The organism is Dawidia soli, from assembly GCF_018598185.1.
Lineage (GTDB): Bacteria > Bacteroidota > Bacteroidia > Cytophagales > Cyclobacteriaceae > Ohtaekwangia > Ohtaekwangia soli.
This window is the reverse complement of sequence record NZ_JAHESC010000041.1, coordinates 1-15,933: the sequence shown is the minus strand read 5'-3', so window position 1 is coordinate 15,933 and position 15,933 is coordinate 1. Positions and strand designations below refer to the sequence as shown.

Sequence of the window (15,933 nt, the reverse complement as noted above, 5' to 3'; positions counted from 1 at the left end):
CCGCCCCGCTACTGCTCGGACGTTTCCAACGTTCAAAACTGTTCAGAGTTGTTGAAATTTGTTGATTATAATAGATTTTGTCCGGTCACCTGAAATTCGATCCTATTTTGGTCTTATTCCCTCACTCACAGCGTAGTTGGGTTATACTTTCTGCCCGATGAGGTCGCGCGACCAGGGCGCCTCGCCAACGGTGAAAACCTGTGCGATGTCGAGGAGTTTTTGTCATGGCCGACAAGGTCGGTATAGTCGAACGTCTCTAACAGCATACCGCGTTTGCCAAAGGTCGGGTAAAGCAGCAGGTGTGCGCTCTTGTCAACGCTGACTGATAAGAATTTATAAGTGTTAATATCTTGTTTTTTACGCTAATAATTTGCAGTTTGTAACAACGATGCTGAAACGCTCTGTTGGTTTGTGATTTTGTGGGTTATTACCGTTGGCATCTGACATACCTAAGAAAAAAGTATCCAAATAGCCAGTTTCCTTATTCATTGTTCATGAGAATACGTAGCATCCTCTGGTGCCTGCTTATGGGCTCCCCTGCCTGTGCACAGATCGATATCCCCATTAATCTACGGACAGGTGATCCTTATATTGAAATCCCGTTATCCAGTGTTACCGATAAGGACTTATCGGTACCGCTAAGCTTGTTTTATAACAAAGCATCTGTACGGGTATCGGAGACTGGAAAAGAAGCGGAAGACTATGGAATTGGCTGGCGACTTCTTGGGCAAGGGGAAATTGTTCGCGAAGTGAGGGATTTGCCCGACGATTATAAATCCACTCAGAGAAAAGGATGGCTTATTGGTACTACCGGGCAGGATATAGCAAATTACGCGATCACTGCCGATAATAGCACAGCAACCTGTACAGATGAGACTACCAACTGGACCGCATTTTATAGCGGTACTTTTGCGTATACAGACACCGAGCCGGACGAATTCTCGTTTAGCATTCCTGGATTATCGGGAAAATTCTTCTTCGACTCAAATAAACAGATCAGGATGGTTCCATACCTCGATGTCAAGATTATTCCTTACTTTATCAACCCACAGGAGTTTAGCGGTCTCATAAAGTTTGAGATTATCACAAATACAGGTACACGCTATACCTTCGAGAATTCGGACGCCGATAAGACAGTAAAATATATTCAAACTGTCGCCACCTCCGGATCTCCTGTGGTAGTTTATCGCCGGCAATACAATACTTACATGAAAGAAGGAACGATTGCGATAAACTACAAATCGACTTGGCATTTAAGCAAAATCACGTCGCCGTTAGGCGGTCTGATTGAGTTCGGATACACCACACCTGTGACTAAATACTACGCTGTCCCCGTAGAAGTCATTAATGAGACTAATGTAGCTACAACGCTGAATGAGGTGAGGTTGGAAATAGAGGAACGGGAACTTAAAGTTGTGCGGGCGGAGTCGAATGCCGCATCAATCTCAAAATCAAAAATTGTATTCAGCGAGAAGTTAGGCAGAGAAGTCCGATCCTTTCTAATCGACATTCAGAATATTAATAACGCCTTGGGAAGTCCTCAAACGCGGTCTTTTCTCCGATCGGTACAAGAAAGCACCGGATGTTACCGCTACCCGCCATTCTACTTTGACTACGAAGGCGTGAACTGGGCGGCTAAGCAAAATAACCTTCCGGTGTTTGAAAGTAAAAGCCAGGATTATTGGGGCTATTTCAATAATCAACCCAACAGTACCCTTGCGCCCACTATCTATGTCTATAATTCTGGCAATGGGCCTGAAAAATACCGTATTAATATGCTGCCTGGCGTTTCACCGAATACAACGCTATCAGGGGGAAATCGTCAAGTTAATGACCAGGTCATTAGTCGCGGGGCGCTTACAAAAGTCACTTTTCCTCCGGGGGGTAGTGCGACCCTGGAATATGAACCTAAAGAATATTTAGATACATATGCAAACGTATCGTACAAGGGCGGTGGCGTTCGCGTGAAGAAAGTGTCTATTTATGATGGTCTTAGTCATGACAATGACATTCTTACGGAATATGAGTACAAGCTATCCAATGGGCAATCCAGTGGTGCATTTACATATCCGCCGGTGTTTACATTTGGATCTCATCAGAACATTACCTATCGTGTCAAAGACAATCTGTCGCAAGATCAGGAAATTGGCTATAGCTGTGTTAGTGTTCGAGAACCCGGCAAAGGAAAAATAGTTTATGAATATAAGATGCCTGGAGTTTATCCTGCAACATCATATATCGAACAATCCGGCAGCATATTCAACTGGGATGTCACGCAAGTGCGTTTATTAAGAGGTAGCTGCATCAACCCCGGGCTCATTCAAACGGGTAATTACGCATATCCATTTCCGCCGAATAGAGAGTATGATTTCGTACGAGGGCTGCTTTCCCTTAAATCGGAATACAACGAATTAGGTGCGCAAGTTAAAACGACGTCGTATGATTATCAAATTATTTCACCTACGCCCATCGAAATAAGGGCATTTAAGGTCGAGAGCTATGATTATATGGTTGTACTTGGTGAGTATAAATTAATCACAAATACGGGAAAGGTGACTATGACGGAACGTGAAAAGATTTTTGATCCGTCTGGTCAGACAACACCCATTGAGACTGTAAAGTCATATTATTATGATACGCCCACACATCCCTTACTGAGCAGAACAAGCATGTTGAATAGCGATGGTGCGGTCTACCAAACTCGGTACAAGTATGCTAAAGACTACGCCGGTATTTCTACTGCCGCTGATGAATACACCGCCGGACTAAAAGCACTCAACGAAAACAACATGCATGGATTACCTGTAGAGACATTCTCCACGATAACAAAGGATGGTGCATCGGGTGTTGTGTCCGCGACCCTGACAAAGTATAAGACATACGAAACCTCTTTCCCCCTCCCCTCAGTTACAAAAAACTTAGCGTATTCAGTAAGCTTCATGGAGTCGTCGCTCCAGACAATTAATGGTGCTCAGAAGTTCTCTGAGGATGAACAATATATCACTTCGGAAGAATTCTTAAATTATTCAAATGGAAAGCCACTTACAACGACGAACGGCAAGGGTCGGTTGTTCTCTCATCATTGGGGATACGAGGACCGGCTTGCTGTGGCCGAGTTCAACAATGCAACGCCTGACCAGGTAGTGTTCTCCGGGTTTGAGACAATCACCGGGCATGAATTCAAACTCAATGGAACTGTATCGTATGGTGAAGGTTACACGGGCAAAAAGGCGCTCATTATGCCCACAGGAGTAGATCTCAATCAAATTGTTACCCAATCTGCAAACAAGGTGTTCCGGTTTACCGCGCGTGTTAAATCATCCACTTCCGGGAATGTTTTGGTGAAAATATACAAAGTCAAAACCGTTGGTATCCATCCTTTCATTGTTCCCGACGGTGCTTACATGATGCTCTTGACTCTTCCATTTTCGGCTGCAAATCAGTGGGATCTCATAGAAGGACAAGTAGGCACCAGCGGGATCACAGGAACGAGTTTTTGGATTGAGGTTACGACATCAACTTCCGTTGCCATGGATGACGTATCCTTTTATCCCAGCACATCTTCGCTCACCTCCTATACGTATGACCCAGCCTTTGGGCGGACTTCGATAAGCACGTCAAACGGATTGTGTGAAATAGTCGAGTATGACTTTATGGGCCGCCCCAGTGTTTATCGCGACCATAAAAGGAATATCACGCGGAAAGTAGATTATAAGTTTCAAGGAGATCCCTCAACTGCTCCCTATTCCGATTTTTCATACACGAAAACGCCTTATCCACAAGAAAGCAGATTGTTTGCCAACGACCAGCTTGTCATAACAGGGGGAGAAACCTGTATTCAGCCGGTATCACATCAATGGCTTATTGACGGAGTACCAGTCTCCACTGCTGCCAGTTTCTCACATGTTTTCTCTTCCCCGGGTAACTATGAGGTAAAGCATATCGTTACCCATGCGGTTTTCGGTTCAAGCGAAACCGTCAAATCGCTTAAAGTGGAGCAGCGGACAATTATGCCAAAACTTACGCTTGTGTCATTGGCTCAGCCTCAAATCGACGCCTGTAGCCCTGACTATAAAGAGACCTTCCGGGTTGACTTTCCAGGTTACGCGCCGGAAGATCTCACATTTATTTGGGAGAGGTTTAGTCAGGGTACTTGGATACAAATTCTGCCCGGTGCCTCTTACGCGGTAGATTTTTGTCAGCCGTTCGACTTCACAATACGTTGCAAAGTGTCTGGCTTTGGCGTCACTGGCATCACGAATGCAATAACGGTTACCTACAATACCAGTAATTGTTCGATAGACCCCGCTAAATGTAATTGAACCGCTGCACGCCATGAAATCATTATCAAGAATTCTCCTAACGATCTTCGCTTTGTCCCTGCCAGTCTGTCTTCCTGCGCAACTACTTCCATCGGACAATTATGCGAAAACGACTGTGTTAAAAAAGGCAGGAAAGTTGACAGAGCTTGATGTCTTAAACGCTACCGATCAGGAGAAAAACATCTTCATTGACTATCGAGATGGCCTTGGTCGTGACATTCAGACTGTACAACGAAAGGCCAGTCCCCAAGGGTACGATATCATACTTCATCAGGAATATGACAAATATGGACAACAAACAAAACAGTTTCTTCCCTTTGTAGCTTCCACGGCGACAGGCGAATGGAAAAGCGATGCCTACCCCTCACTGCTTGCATTTTACCAGGCCAATGGAGATCAGATAGCGAATGACCAATCGCCCTTCGCCCAGATGTTGATTGAAGATTCGCCGTTGAAACGTGCTACCGAAGTAGGCGCGCAAGGTAGTGCGTGGCAGCCCGGCACCGGACACACCACACGTTATGAAAGGCGTTCTAATACGGTCGCCGATCACGTCTTTCAGTGGACAGCCAGTGGACCATCCGGCGAATACTCGGCTGGCGAGTTATCTACACTTAAAACGACAGATGAGAATAACAATGATATATGGATATTTACCGACAAGTTTGGTAGAGTCATACTGACAAGGTCATATTTTAATGAGGATGTCACAGAGAATAATGTTACGGACCACGTCGAGTATATCGATACCTACAATGTGTACGATCTTCGCGGGAACTTAATTTTTCAGGTTCCTCCCAAAGCAGTCCAAAAACTAAAAACCGGTACTGTTTGGAGTACCACCTTCAGAGATTCCTGGATATTCGTATACACCTACGATAATTTAAACCGTCTCATCTCAAAAAAGACGCCCGACAAGCAGGTTGTATACTACTGTTACGACCAATACGACCGCCCTGTTCTTTTTCAGGACGGTATATCCCGGGCCCAGGACAAGTGGTATTTTGTGAAATACGATGTAAAGGATCGTGTGATCCTGCAAGGACTTTACGCATACACTGATCCGGGAACGGCGGGATCTACTCCGCACGAGAAACTTCAAAACTACCTGAAATCAGTTCCAGTCAATCCTTCGTCGCAGCATGAAAACAGGAGTTCTACGAGTTCGGGGTATACGAACCTCGTGTTCCCAACAGCTGGAACGACATTGTTGATTATTAATTACTACGATGACTATGACTTTAATTCTGATGGAACTCCCGATTGGTCATACACTAGTCAGGGCCTGCCGGAAGAATCGACTAATCCTCCTGGTACCGGATTCGATAAACTCACCGGTTCGAAGCGATTGGTCCTCGGTTCTTCCGTTTGGCTTACAGAGTATCGATTTTACGATACTTATGGGAGACTCATTCAAATCCGTAGCAATAACCATCTGTCCAGTGCTGTGGACAACCTGGCTACACTCCAATACAATTTTGACGGCTCAATGAGCTCCGCAAAGACTTATCACAATGCAGGTAATGGGCGAACCTGCACGGTGTTCAATAAACTGGAGTACGATAATCAGGGGAGGCTGAAAAAACTCTTTCAGAAGCATAATGCGGAGATTGACTATCAGTTATTGGCACAATACGACTACAATGAGCTCGGTCAGCTAACTGATAAGAAGCTTCATGGAACTGTATCATCAGTTTTCCTACAGTCGATAGACTACCGTTACACGATACGAGGCTGGTTGTCCAGTATTAACAATGCGAGTCTGCAGGCCAATTCGAGCAACAATGATGATGCAAACGATCTGTTTGGTTTAGAGTTATTATATAACGAGGTTGAGACAGGTCTGACGGACGCGCCTGGTGCTGTTCGTTATAACGGAAATATCGCGGCGGTCAAGTGGAAAGGTGCAGCGAGCGGTGAACATAATAATCCGAGAAGTTATAGGTTTACCTACGATAAAATTAACCGAAAAAAACAGGCACAGTACCAGGCGTTCGAGACGGCATGGAATAAAGAGGTAAATGGATTCAATGAATCACTTCGATACGACGTAAATGGTAATATATTGGAGCTTCAGCGCAATGGACTCACCAGGAATGCTGCCAACCCCGACGGTATGGTCAGTACTATCGACAATCTAATCTATCAATATGGCACCGGAAATCAACTGAATAAAATCGAAGACGGAGCTTCTTTGACAGAGGGATTTAAGGACGGAATACATACCACCAATGAATATACTTACGATAGCAATGGTAGCCTTGCTTCCGATAACAACAAAGGAGTAACGACGATCGTGCGAAGCCTAACAGGAACTCCTGAAAGCATTACATTTGGTGATGGCCGAAAGGTGGAATATCTCTACTCTGCCGCAGGGGAGAAACTGACGATGAAGACTTTCCAGGGAACAACGCTGGTGCAGACGACGGACTATGTCAATGGTTTCGTATACGATAACGGTATTCTCGCTTTCTTCCCCACGGCCGAGGGACGGGTTGTTAAAAATGGTAATAATCTGGAGTATCAATATTCTATCAACGACCACCAGGGTAACTCCAGGCTGGTTTTTAGTTCCAGCCCGGCCACGACCACACAAATGGCTGCTTCTTTCGAAGGAAACGCGGCTGATGGCAGTACCCAGTATCAAAACGTTAACGCTGCTAACGTAGTGACGTTTGCAGCAGCAAACCACACAGCCTCGGGCAGTAAGGTTGTTCGAATGAATCAAAGTTATAAGATCGGTCCATCGAAAAGTCTGGCCGTATATCCTGGCGACCAGGTGAATATTGAAGCCTGGGAATACCATGAGGCTACTTCGGGATATGGCACAAGCGGCACTCCGCTGACAAATCTCGTCACGGCAATCGCTGCTGCTTTTGGCGGTGTAAGCGGTTCCCCCGGGGAAAGCGGTCAGATATTCACAGGGGTCAATGACGCGCTCAATGCCGTCGGGTCGGGGGGCAGCCAGGGAAATACGAGACCTGCCGCCTATCTGAATTATATACTTTTTAATAAAAAATACGAGATGGTCGATATGGGCTGGCAGCTCGCGCCAGCGACAACGTTTAATAAACAAAAGCTATCGTTCAATACACTGAGCATTGAGGAACCCGGATATCTTTTTGTATACCTAAGTTATGAAGGAGCGTCCAATAATTGGGTTTATTTTGACGATCTAACGATAGCGCTCACGCCGACCAACGTTGTTCAATATACGGAATATTATCCCTTTGGGATGTCGACCACCAACTCGTGGACACGCACGAATGCCACACCCAACAATTACCTGTATAATCAGCAAAATGAACTCAATAGTACCACGGGTTTGTACGAGACATATTTTCGTGGGTACGATCCTGTGACCGGGCGATTTAACGAAGTGGATCCCCTGGCAGATCAATTTGGCAGCTGGAGTCCTTATAGTTATGCTTATAACAACCCCATTTCTTTCAATGATCCCACCGGCGCTTCGAGCTGGGGTAGTGATGATGGCAGTACCGCCAACTATGGTGATCCAAACTTCACCGGCGGGGGCGGGACGTCCTATCAGGGCAGTTATGGAAATGGTTATTTGAATTGGCTTGCCGGGGCCAACTCTTCTGGTTACGGAATTTCGAACCCGGGTTTTACTGCCGCCACCTGGAGTATCATCCAGACATTGTGGCTCGGAACTCCTACCGGTGGTACAGCAACATGGGAGCCAACAGGGGGGTATCACTATTACAATAGTGCAGGGGCTGAAATGTCTGGGCCGGGGTCAACGTTTCAGGGTCACACTGCCTGGGCCGGCCATGCGAAGGATATTACCTGGCGGAAAGACCGGAATGGAAACAACATCTCTTTCAAGGAAGGGAAAGGTTTTTTTAATCGCATATTTAAACCTCAAGCAAATAAATTCCCTGATTTTCAGACACTTTGGTCTAATTATCCTCACGGCATCACACCTACACAACATCCCAGCGATAATCCGTTGTACGTTAACCAATGTGCCATTAGGTTGTCCGATGCTTTAATTAAATCTGGGGTCTCACTAGCCGGTTATCCAGAGGATGATCTAGACAAAGACTTTAAAAAATGGGCCTTGACAGCCAATCGATTAAAACACTATCTTAAAACAAATTATCCTGATTACGTGGTGGTGACGCAGGCGGAATTTGAAAAAAAGTATTGGAACAAGACCGGGATAATATTTATTCAAGCTGCGCCTGGGGGGATTCATCATATTGATGTTTTTAATAAGGGTAAGACGGGGTCTGGCTACTATGCGGGTAATTACATTTGGTTTTGGGAGATTAAATAATTAGAAAAATGAAAACTACGATCTTGATCGCTTTGACTTTCGTGCATTTGTCTTGTTGTGCTCAGCAATTGAGAAAAGATGCAAAATACTGGTTCCCCGAGAAGTACGTTGAAGCATCGCTCAAGGGCGACACCAGCAATATTGATAATCTATTGATTCCTGTAAATGGATTTATCACGTCGGGGAATGATATTTTGATCCAAACTTATGCTTCTGAACCCAACCCCATACGTTATGAAAAGATAAATGCCAGAAAGCGGCGTCTTAAGAATGTGTACTACTTTATAAATTTGCAGTATTTTCCCCCTGATTCTGTCAACTTATATAAAAGATCAGAATTTGTTGTTTCCGAGGAAAGTGATCGGCTTCTCTTGGAAATAAAATCGGAAGGCAGGCTTCGAAAAATATATTATGTATCATCAGCCGGAGATTACAAGTTCACTAATTTATATAACGATCAAAAATATTTGCAGCAGAAGGCCGCGCAAAAATGAGGCTCGGCTGCCGTAATAAAGCCTCCAGACTATGATCGTCCCTGCTGAGAAGGCACGTCAGCTATATCTACAGCCCACGATCAAGGAGCGCGGTTTATAGTAGTGTTCTGACTCTGGAGTCGGCTCTTTCGGGTCCTTCTAAAAGACAGATTCCAAGGTTTAAAACTGTTCACAACTGTTGGATCTTGTTGATTTTGGTTGATTACTGCTAAAGTAAGTGCTCAAATGGATTGGGATGCATGGGCTCGATCGGTTGATTCACGAAAGAGTGTAAAATCCGAAATAATCTTAAATAATCAGAAAAAATCGTTAAAGCCCTGAGATACGACGAACTGAGCATTATATATTACGTTGTATTCAGAAAAAACGTGATTATGATAGAGGGGAAAGTGCATCGGGACCATATCGCGACCGTTGGCGATCTGATCTTGCTAAGAGAAGAGCTTTTAAGTGAGATAGCGAAACTACTACGTAATGAGGCCATTGGAAAACCGGTACAGTGGCTAAAGTCAGCCCAGGTAAGCAAAATGTTAGGCATATCGTTCGGTACGTTACATTCGCTCCGGATCAAGGGCATATTGAGGTTTTCGAAAGTAGGGAGGATCATTCTCTACAATTCACAGGACATAGAGAAGCTATTATCAGACAATACCAGGGGTTAGTCGTTAAATAAATGGAAACGATATTCCGATTAAAATCTTTGCTGCATAAGGTTTGCCACGACGGAAGAATGCAGGCTATTCACATCAGCCTTTACACGGCCTTGTGCAATCTTTGGTTGGCAAGTCAGTGTCAGTGTAGTTTTAGTATATCGCGCAAGAAGGTCATGGAGTTGGCGAAGATCCGCTCGATTGTCACATATCACCGTGTCATGGGCCGTCTGGTGGAATTTAAGTATATCGCCTATGAACCGTCGTATCATCCCAAGTTCGGGAGCAAGGTCAGTTTACTTTAACATGATGGCATGGCTAGCATTAAGATTGATGTGGACCAGCTGACGGTGATAATTCGGCAAGTTGTCAGCGTGGAATTGGCCGTATTCCGGGAAGAGATTTTCAGGACGCAGGCCGATAAGGAGGATATTCGCGGCGCAGAGCGCGGCGGTGCAGACCAGTTAGTTACCACCGCCGAGGCATGCCGTCGGTGGGGCCGTAGCCGTTCGACCCTTTGCCGCCTGGTACGTGAACGTAGACTTGTTCCGACGGGAAAATATAGGCAATCCTTTACATACAGGGCGGCCGACATTACAGCCTTGTTCGGTCCGTCTGTCTTGTAATTTTTTTCGCACACTGGTGCATGAGATAGCCATCTCAGGGTCCTCCCGGCGAAGCTTTGACTTTTACCATCTCACAATGTGAATCCGCTGTCGGCAAATCATCTTGCAATATTCCTGCGAGCAGTTTTTGATTGTCTTGCTGGCCTTTCAATAACAGTTCGGTTAGATGAATTTGGTCATTTAGTGCATCCACGAGCGGAGAAAGTCGTATCAGCCTATTTAAATTCTGGGAAAGAGTTGTTGCTTTTTCGATTGCTATCAATCTAACCATCTCGAGAACAAGCAGGAAGGATTCCGGCGTTGATCTCTCAATGATGTCAGGGCTTACGGCGAGCACCTGCGCAACCAGGTGAATTGTTTTTTTGTCGATCGTGGCAGTACGTTCGAGTTTCGATAATCTTGTTTGACTCCAGGCGGCGCCCATTTTTTTCGCGAGTTGGTCTTGCTTCTCATTGAGGAGCGTCCGCACCTTGCGGATATTCTCACCGTGGTGAATCTCAGTTGCTCGCTGGCTCGGATCTGTTTTCATATTGTCGGTCGCTGGTGAAAAATCGGTGAATACATCTTGTGGAAAGGCTGTGGTGTATTATTCATTTCCATAAGAATTTGTCTACAGCGAAAATGCTTACTCTTTTGAAGGGCGTCCAGCCATTTTTGACGGCGGATACATGGCTTCATGTTCTGCAATTACATGCCGAAGGAATTGCACGACAGGCACGTCATGAATAGCCAGAAGCCTGGCCAGCGTGCGCAAGGTCAGGTTGTGGCGTCCGGTCTCAACCCGCCAGTACTGCGCTCTCGGAAAATCGACGTCGAAGGCAAACGACTCGTAGCTCGTGTAACCCTTTTCTTTTCGCATAGCAATGAATACTCTTGATACAGGCTCGGACAGTTGCCTGAGTATGTGCTTTTCCGCCTCTGGGGTCGTTACCTCGGTATCTTTGTTTTTATGGTTGGGCATGATCGATTTTTTAGTGTTCTTGGAAAAGAGATAGCCGGGGAACGGGTCCCCGGTTTCATAGTTTGGTTCGCCCACTCAGGGTACGCGTCCGACAGCCGGGATTCTTTACGCCTTTCCAGCGCGGTCATCGCTAAGCTGTCTTGCTTCCCGCAGGAACGTTCCCAAGAAATCAAGCTCCGCCTGAAACTGCTCGGTAGACTTCTGGTCCATCTTACTCAGGTCATTGGCCATGAGCCCGATCTGTTGGAGGTGTTCCTGTAGGTTCGGCGTATACCGTACGAGGTCGCTTACGGCTGTTTTCCGGGCCTTCGGAAAAATATCCACCTCCGGCAAACGGCCTGACTTCAGGCCCTTTAAAACGACGCTGGTACAGCCAAGGGCGATGATGCGTTGGAGGATATAGATGCTTGTAATGGATGCCCGGCGCTGCCAGACACAGGCAAAGACCTGCTGGCTGCCGTGTTCGGCGATATGGCCGGACCTGTAGCACTTGAAAATGAAGTGGTAGACGACGTCCCAGTATTTCTTATAGTAAAACCGGAAGGCCTCTTCGTTACCATGGGCGAGTTCGCGGATCATCATCTGATGCTCGGTGATCGATTCCAGGCTTGTCATAGCGGTGCGTTTAAGGGTTGGGGGAACCTTCGTCGTTGTCGCTTGCTTCCGGTGACGGGTCTGCTGGTAGGGGTTCGTCCGTAGGTCCGCTAAACTTTTCAGAGCTTATTCCCATGAAGAGCGTTTTCAGCGGTACGCCAAAATGGTCGGCGAATTCCGCCACCAGTCCAAGCCTGATGTCACCGCATTGCCCTTGCTCGAAGCGATGGAGCAGGCTTAGCTCGATGCCGATCGCGTCAGCGACGGTCTGCTGGTCTGTGCCTGCTTCCAGGCGCAAGGCGAGTAATTTCTTGCCGAGGGCATTGAACTCGCGCTCGAAGGGTCCGTTCACCGGGCCGAGGGTTGTGGTGATCGTTTCAAGAGTCTTCAGGAAAACTGTGAGGATTTCGATGGCACATCTAATGGCGCCACTTATCGGCTGTTTGTGGCTATCGTAGAAGCCGTAGAGTGTCTCGATTGTGTGCTGGAGCTGCTGGACAGGGCGGGCTTCGATAAGCGTGGTAATGGCCTCCAGGAGGCGTTGGGGATCGTATACGTCTTGGTCTATATCTGTTTTCATGGTGCTTTAGTTTGTGGGTTGAAAAGGGTCAGTTTTTGGGCATGAGTATTCTGGTCCCGCTGGTTTCAGCGGGTGGCGTGAGAAAGAGACCAGCGAAGCTTTCCTATTTTTGGGGAAACTCGCGCCTGGGGTTACCGTGGCACGATGGCGCTAAGTTCGGAAAGCATGGAGGTGCCTTTAGCGACCTGGCCTACGAGGGGAAAGCCGGGTGGTGGCTGCGGAGGAGAGTGCGCTGAAGGATTGCCGCGCGGTCGGTGACGGGAGATAGACAGATCAATAAAAAATGCGGGACTCCACTTAACGGCTTTGAGGATTGAGAACCTTCCTGAGTCAGTTAAGAGAGTGCCCGCACTTAATGCGTTGAATATAAGTATATTATCTTTCATAGTCTTGAGTTACTGCGGGTTCTCAATCCTCAGTGTCAAGACTTGTTGTTACATTATTGTATACCAAAAATACTAAAATAATTATGTTCTACAAATTTGATGATAGAATTATTATAACATAGTTGAACCTTCACTCTGTGACTACAAAAGAGAAGGAATTCGAGCTTGCGTTCGGTCGAAATATTCGAAGTCTTCGAGAAGAGAAAAACTGGTCTCAGGAAGATCTCGCGTATTTAGTCGGAAGTGAGGGTAATCAGATTTCGCGTGTCGAGATAGGTAAGCACTCGCCGACGCTGCGGACCATATTGGCTATATCTAAAGCATTAGGAAAACAACCCCGCGACCTTTTCAATATTGGCGTGTCGCTGGATCTCAATGTTGGTAGCACCCCAAAAGGTAAAAGGCGGCCGAAAACAAAAGAGGTTCTTTTTAAACTTATGGAGACGGATTTTTTTGAGATACCCCGTTCGGTTGACGCCGTTTCCCACCAATGTAAAAAAGTATTTCAAATTGAATTGCTGAAACCGGCTATATCGGCAATCTTGAAAGATCTTGTGGATCGCAAGAAGCTTATCCGCAACAAGGATATAAGCAGTCGAGGTTTTCTTTACAAGAAGCGGGGGAAATAACCTTCCTCTACAAAGAGCTGATATGGTCAGTGCAGGCGCGGCCAACTATCTCCTTCATCTTTTCAATGCGTTTGATCAAATCGTTTGTCTCTTCGGACGTGATCACGTAGTCTTTCTTGTAACGGGCATCGACATATGCCTTTATTAAAAGTTCGAAGAGATGTTCCTCACCTTTGTTGTCCGGTGGGAACGCAAACAACTGATAAAGTGTGGTGGACAGGTGCTTTGCTAGTACACGTAGTTCCTCTAAGTTATGCGTTTTTGGTTTGTACCCGGTGAAAACCAAAAGTATCGCAGCATAGAACCGCTCCGCAGCCTGATGTAGTTGGAACGCCGTGTCGTTCAGTTTGTAGTTATTTGCCAAGGCAGACTCATATCCGAAATGTGCGAAATCCAAAAATCGACTTGCGCTTTGAAACCAGTGATCATAATAGTCTTGGGCTACGGTACGTTTTTCCGCTGATGTCAATTCCTTTTGTTTAGCGAATTCGGTCACTTGGGTGTCATACAGTAGCACACCCTCTTTAATGATGTCGGCAAAGAAATATTGTCCGTAGGACAGGCCTTCGTTAATGTAGTCGATGTCGTGAATAATAGGATTGATTGGTGTTCTGAATTCTCGGCACCGATTCTTTATTTTGTTTTTAAGGACATATTCAGGACCGGATTTTTGCGCTGTAACTACCAGGAAATCATAGTCGCTTTGGTACTCGTATACAGCGTTGTTCTCAACGTATCGGTCGCTATCAACGTATTCCCCTGTTGCATAGCTCCCAAACAGGAGTATTTTTTCTGGTTTGGCTACTTCTTTAATTATGTCGGTTATGGCCAGAATCTCTTGTTGCTTATCGGCGGGTAGATGGTTCAACGTTGTCTTCATTACATATAATTCTCTATCAAAAATAGGAAAATTTGGCGATTCGCGTTTTCTATAGTCGAACCTTATTGGCGCTCCTAACTCATTCCAGTTTACGACGTTAGTTTGCTTCGAAGTTTCAACATATCGTCGCTTACCTTTGTATCCAATATCTTGGCATAAAGCTGCGTTGTTTTTAGGCTGCGGTGGCCCAACATCTTACTAACAGTCTCAATCGGTACGCCATTTGTAAGCGTTATGGTAGTAGCAAAGGTATGCCGTGCAGTATGACAAGTCATCGGTTTTAAGATTCCGCATACATCCGCAATCTCCTTTAAATAGGCATTCATTTTCTGGTTGCTTGGCACCGGCAGCAGGGTATCTTTATTTGCACAAATCGGGTTGTCTGCGTAACGCTCAATGATTGTCATAGCCTGCGGTAGCAACGGAATCCGCGACGCCGTGTCTGTTTTTTGACGACTGGTAAAGATCCACTTCTCACCGTCGATCCCAATAGCAACTTCAGATCGCTTCAGTTTCTTTATATCGGCATAAGCCAGCCCCGTGTAGCAACTGAACAGAAACAAATCCCGAACAATCGCCAGTCGCTCTATAGCGAACTCTTTTTTAGTCAATACGTCGACTTCATTCTGCGTCAGCACGGCCCGCACTACCTCCCGCTTTGTCATCTTGTACCCCAGAAAGGGGTCACGCGCAAGCCAGCCGTTTTTCAAACAGATGTTGACCACCTTCCGCAGGTTGCTGATATACTTAACCGCTGTATTGTGCCCACACTTGCGAGCTGACTTCAGCCAGAATTCATATTCTGTCACAAACTCGTAATCCAGTTTGTCGATACTAATGTCGTCCGTCTGATATCTTGATCGGAGAAAAGCGACGGTATGATCCAACGCAGTTTGGTATCGGCTCAACGTGGCCGACGCAAATTCCGCTCCCACCAACTTCGCCAGTTGTTCATTATGCCGCTGGAAGATTGGGACCAATGTCCGACCGCTCTTCTTATCCCCGCTCAGGCCGTCTTTTAGCGCCTCGGCTGTTACATCCTGATGGTTGTTCACCAATTGCAGGTATACCTCGTACACGCGTGCCTGTAACGCGCTAAGATACGCATTGAGTGTCCGAGCATCTTCACGCGTGCCTACGGCTCTGCCCGTGATAGTATCCCAACGGTCGGGCTGCCAGGAACGACGCGTCGAAACTTCTGTGCGTTGCCCGCCGGCGCTGATACGCAGATAAAGAGGGAGCAATGATCTCGTTTCACCCTTAGGTTTCCGGAAAACGAATTGTAAGCCAAATCGACTGTTCTTCATAACGATGGTATTTAAGCATGGTTTAAATGTATGCTTACAGCCACCGCCAAATCAAGATGTTCATATACTGAACAGGTTGATCGTCAATCCATTGCGAGAGAGTTGGTGAGTCTTTTTGCAACTTTCCAATAACTCACCGATTTCACTCAAACAGGTTGAGTTTAGATGAATTATCTGAACGTACTAAAAACAAAAAGCCTGCAA

General features: G+C 46.1%; 11 protein-coding genes. 5 read left to right on the top strand and 6 right to left on the bottom strand.

Translation table 11 applies throughout. From position 1 onward, the window contains the following. Nucleotides 1-494: 494 nt before the first annotated feature. The 4 genes from KK078_RS22885 to KK078_RS30880 all read left to right on the top strand — a co-directional run bounded on the left by KK078_RS22885 (nt 495) and on the right by KK078_RS30880 (nt 9,778). Complete coding sequence (locus tag KK078_RS22885; RefSeq protein WP_254092652.1) at nt 495-4,322, top strand: hypothetical protein; 3,828 nt, start codon at nt 495-497, stop codon at nt 4,320-4,322. A 13-nt stretch (nt 4,323-4,335) separates the two neighbouring features. Then, nucleotides 4,336-8,622, top strand: a complete 4,287-nt coding sequence (locus tag KK078_RS22880; protein ID WP_254092651.1) for a T6SS effector amidase Tae4 family protein — start codon at nt 4,336-4,338, stop codon at nt 8,620-8,622. A gap of 8 nt (nt 8,623-8,630) precedes the next feature. Further along, entirely contained in the window at nt 8,631-9,116 is a 486-nt protein-coding gene (locus KK078_RS22875; RefSeq protein WP_254092650.1) for a hypothetical protein, read from the top strand. A gap of 374 nt (nt 9,117-9,490) precedes the next feature. Beyond that, on the top strand, nt 9,491-9,778 hold the full coding sequence (locus KK078_RS30880; protein WP_394370589.1) for a helix-turn-helix domain-containing protein: 288 nt from the start codon (nt 9,491-9,493) through the stop codon (nt 9,776-9,778). A 648-nt stretch (nt 9,779-10,426) separates the two neighbouring features. On the opposite strand, the gene KK078_RS22870 is transcribed toward KK078_RS30880, so the two are convergent. From KK078_RS22870 to KK078_RS22855, 4 genes are all read right to left on the bottom strand, one after another. Next, a complete protein-coding gene (locus KK078_RS22870) occupies nt 10,427-10,921 on the bottom strand; it encodes a helix-turn-helix domain-containing protein (RefSeq protein ID WP_254092649.1) in 495 nt (164 codons plus the stop codon). A 96-nt stretch (nt 10,922-11,017) separates the two neighbouring features. After that, complete coding sequence (locus tag KK078_RS22865; RefSeq protein WP_254092648.1) at nt 11,018-11,353, bottom strand: hypothetical protein; 336 nt, start codon at nt 11,351-11,353, stop codon at nt 11,018-11,020. A gap of 105 nt (nt 11,354-11,458) precedes the next feature. Beyond that, the gene (locus KK078_RS22860) at nt 11,459-11,968 is read right to left on the bottom strand and encodes a hypothetical protein (RefSeq protein ID WP_254092647.1); all 510 of its coding nucleotides are present in this window, start codon (nt 11,966-11,968) and stop codon (nt 11,459-11,461) included. Nucleotides 11,969-11,978: 10 nt separating this feature from the next. Next, nucleotides 11,979-12,527: a helix-turn-helix domain-containing protein gene (locus KK078_RS22855; RefSeq protein WP_254092646.1), complete on the bottom strand. Its 549-nt coding sequence runs from the start codon at nt 12,525-12,527 to the stop codon at nt 11,979-11,981. Between the two features lie 523 nt (nt 12,528-13,050). Here KK078_RS22855 and KK078_RS22850 point away from each other — a divergent pair. Continuing rightward, on the top strand, nt 13,051-13,542 hold the full coding sequence (locus tag KK078_RS22850; RefSeq protein WP_254092645.1) for a helix-turn-helix domain-containing protein: 492 nt from the start codon (nt 13,051-13,053) through the stop codon (nt 13,540-13,542). 7 nt (nt 13,543-13,549) lie between these two features. Here the strand turns inward: KK078_RS22850 and KK078_RS22845 are convergent, their stop codons facing one another. Both KK078_RS22845 and KK078_RS22840 read right to left on the bottom strand, forming a co-directional pair. Further along, entirely contained in the window at nt 13,550-14,422 is an 873-nt protein-coding gene (locus KK078_RS22845) for a HEPN domain-containing protein (protein WP_254092644.1), read from the bottom strand. A gap of 89 nt (nt 14,423-14,511) precedes the next feature. Then, on the bottom strand, nt 14,512-15,729 hold the full coding sequence (locus KK078_RS22840; protein ID WP_254092643.1) for a site-specific integrase: 1,218 nt from the start codon (nt 15,727-15,729) through the stop codon (nt 14,512-14,514). Between the last annotated feature and the right edge of the window lie 204 nt (nt 15,730-15,933).

What these genes read in the sequence shown, in the direction of transcription:
- KK078_RS22860 (WP_254092647.1), bottom strand. Translation starts at nt 11,968, where the DNA reads ATGACAAGCCTGGAATCGATCACCGAGCATCAGATGATGATCCGCGAA.
- KK078_RS22845 (WP_254092644.1), bottom strand. Translation starts at nt 14,422, where the DNA reads ATGAAGACAACGTTGAACCATCTACCCGCCGATAAGCAACAAGAGATT.
- KK078_RS22855 (WP_254092646.1), bottom strand. Translation starts at nt 12,527, where the DNA reads ATGAAAACAGATATAGACCAAGACGTATACGATCCCCAACGCCTCCTG.
- KK078_RS22865 (WP_254092648.1), bottom strand. Translation starts at nt 11,353, where the DNA reads ATGCCCAACCATAAAAACAAAGATACCGAGGTAACGACCCCAGAGGCG.
- KK078_RS22880 (WP_254092651.1), top strand. Translation starts at nt 4,336, where the DNA reads ATGAAATCATTATCAAGAATTCTCCTAACGATCTTCGCTTTGTCCCTG.
- KK078_RS22885 (WP_254092652.1), top strand. Translation starts at nt 495, where the DNA reads ATGAGAATACGTAGCATCCTCTGGTGCCTGCTTATGGGCTCCCCTGCC.
- KK078_RS22870 (WP_254092649.1), bottom strand. Translation starts at nt 10,921, where the DNA reads ATGAAAACAGATCCGAGCCAGCGAGCAACTGAGATTCACCACGGTGAG.
- KK078_RS30880 (WP_394370589.1), top strand. Translation starts at nt 9,491, where the DNA reads ATGATAGAGGGGAAAGTGCATCGGGACCATATCGCGACCGTTGGCGAT.
- KK078_RS22875 (WP_254092650.1), top strand. Translation starts at nt 8,631, where the DNA reads ATGAAAACTACGATCTTGATCGCTTTGACTTTCGTGCATTTGTCTTGT.
- KK078_RS22840 (WP_254092643.1), bottom strand. Translation starts at nt 15,729, where the DNA reads ATGAAGAACAGTCGATTTGGCTTACAATTCGTTTTCCGGAAACCTAAG.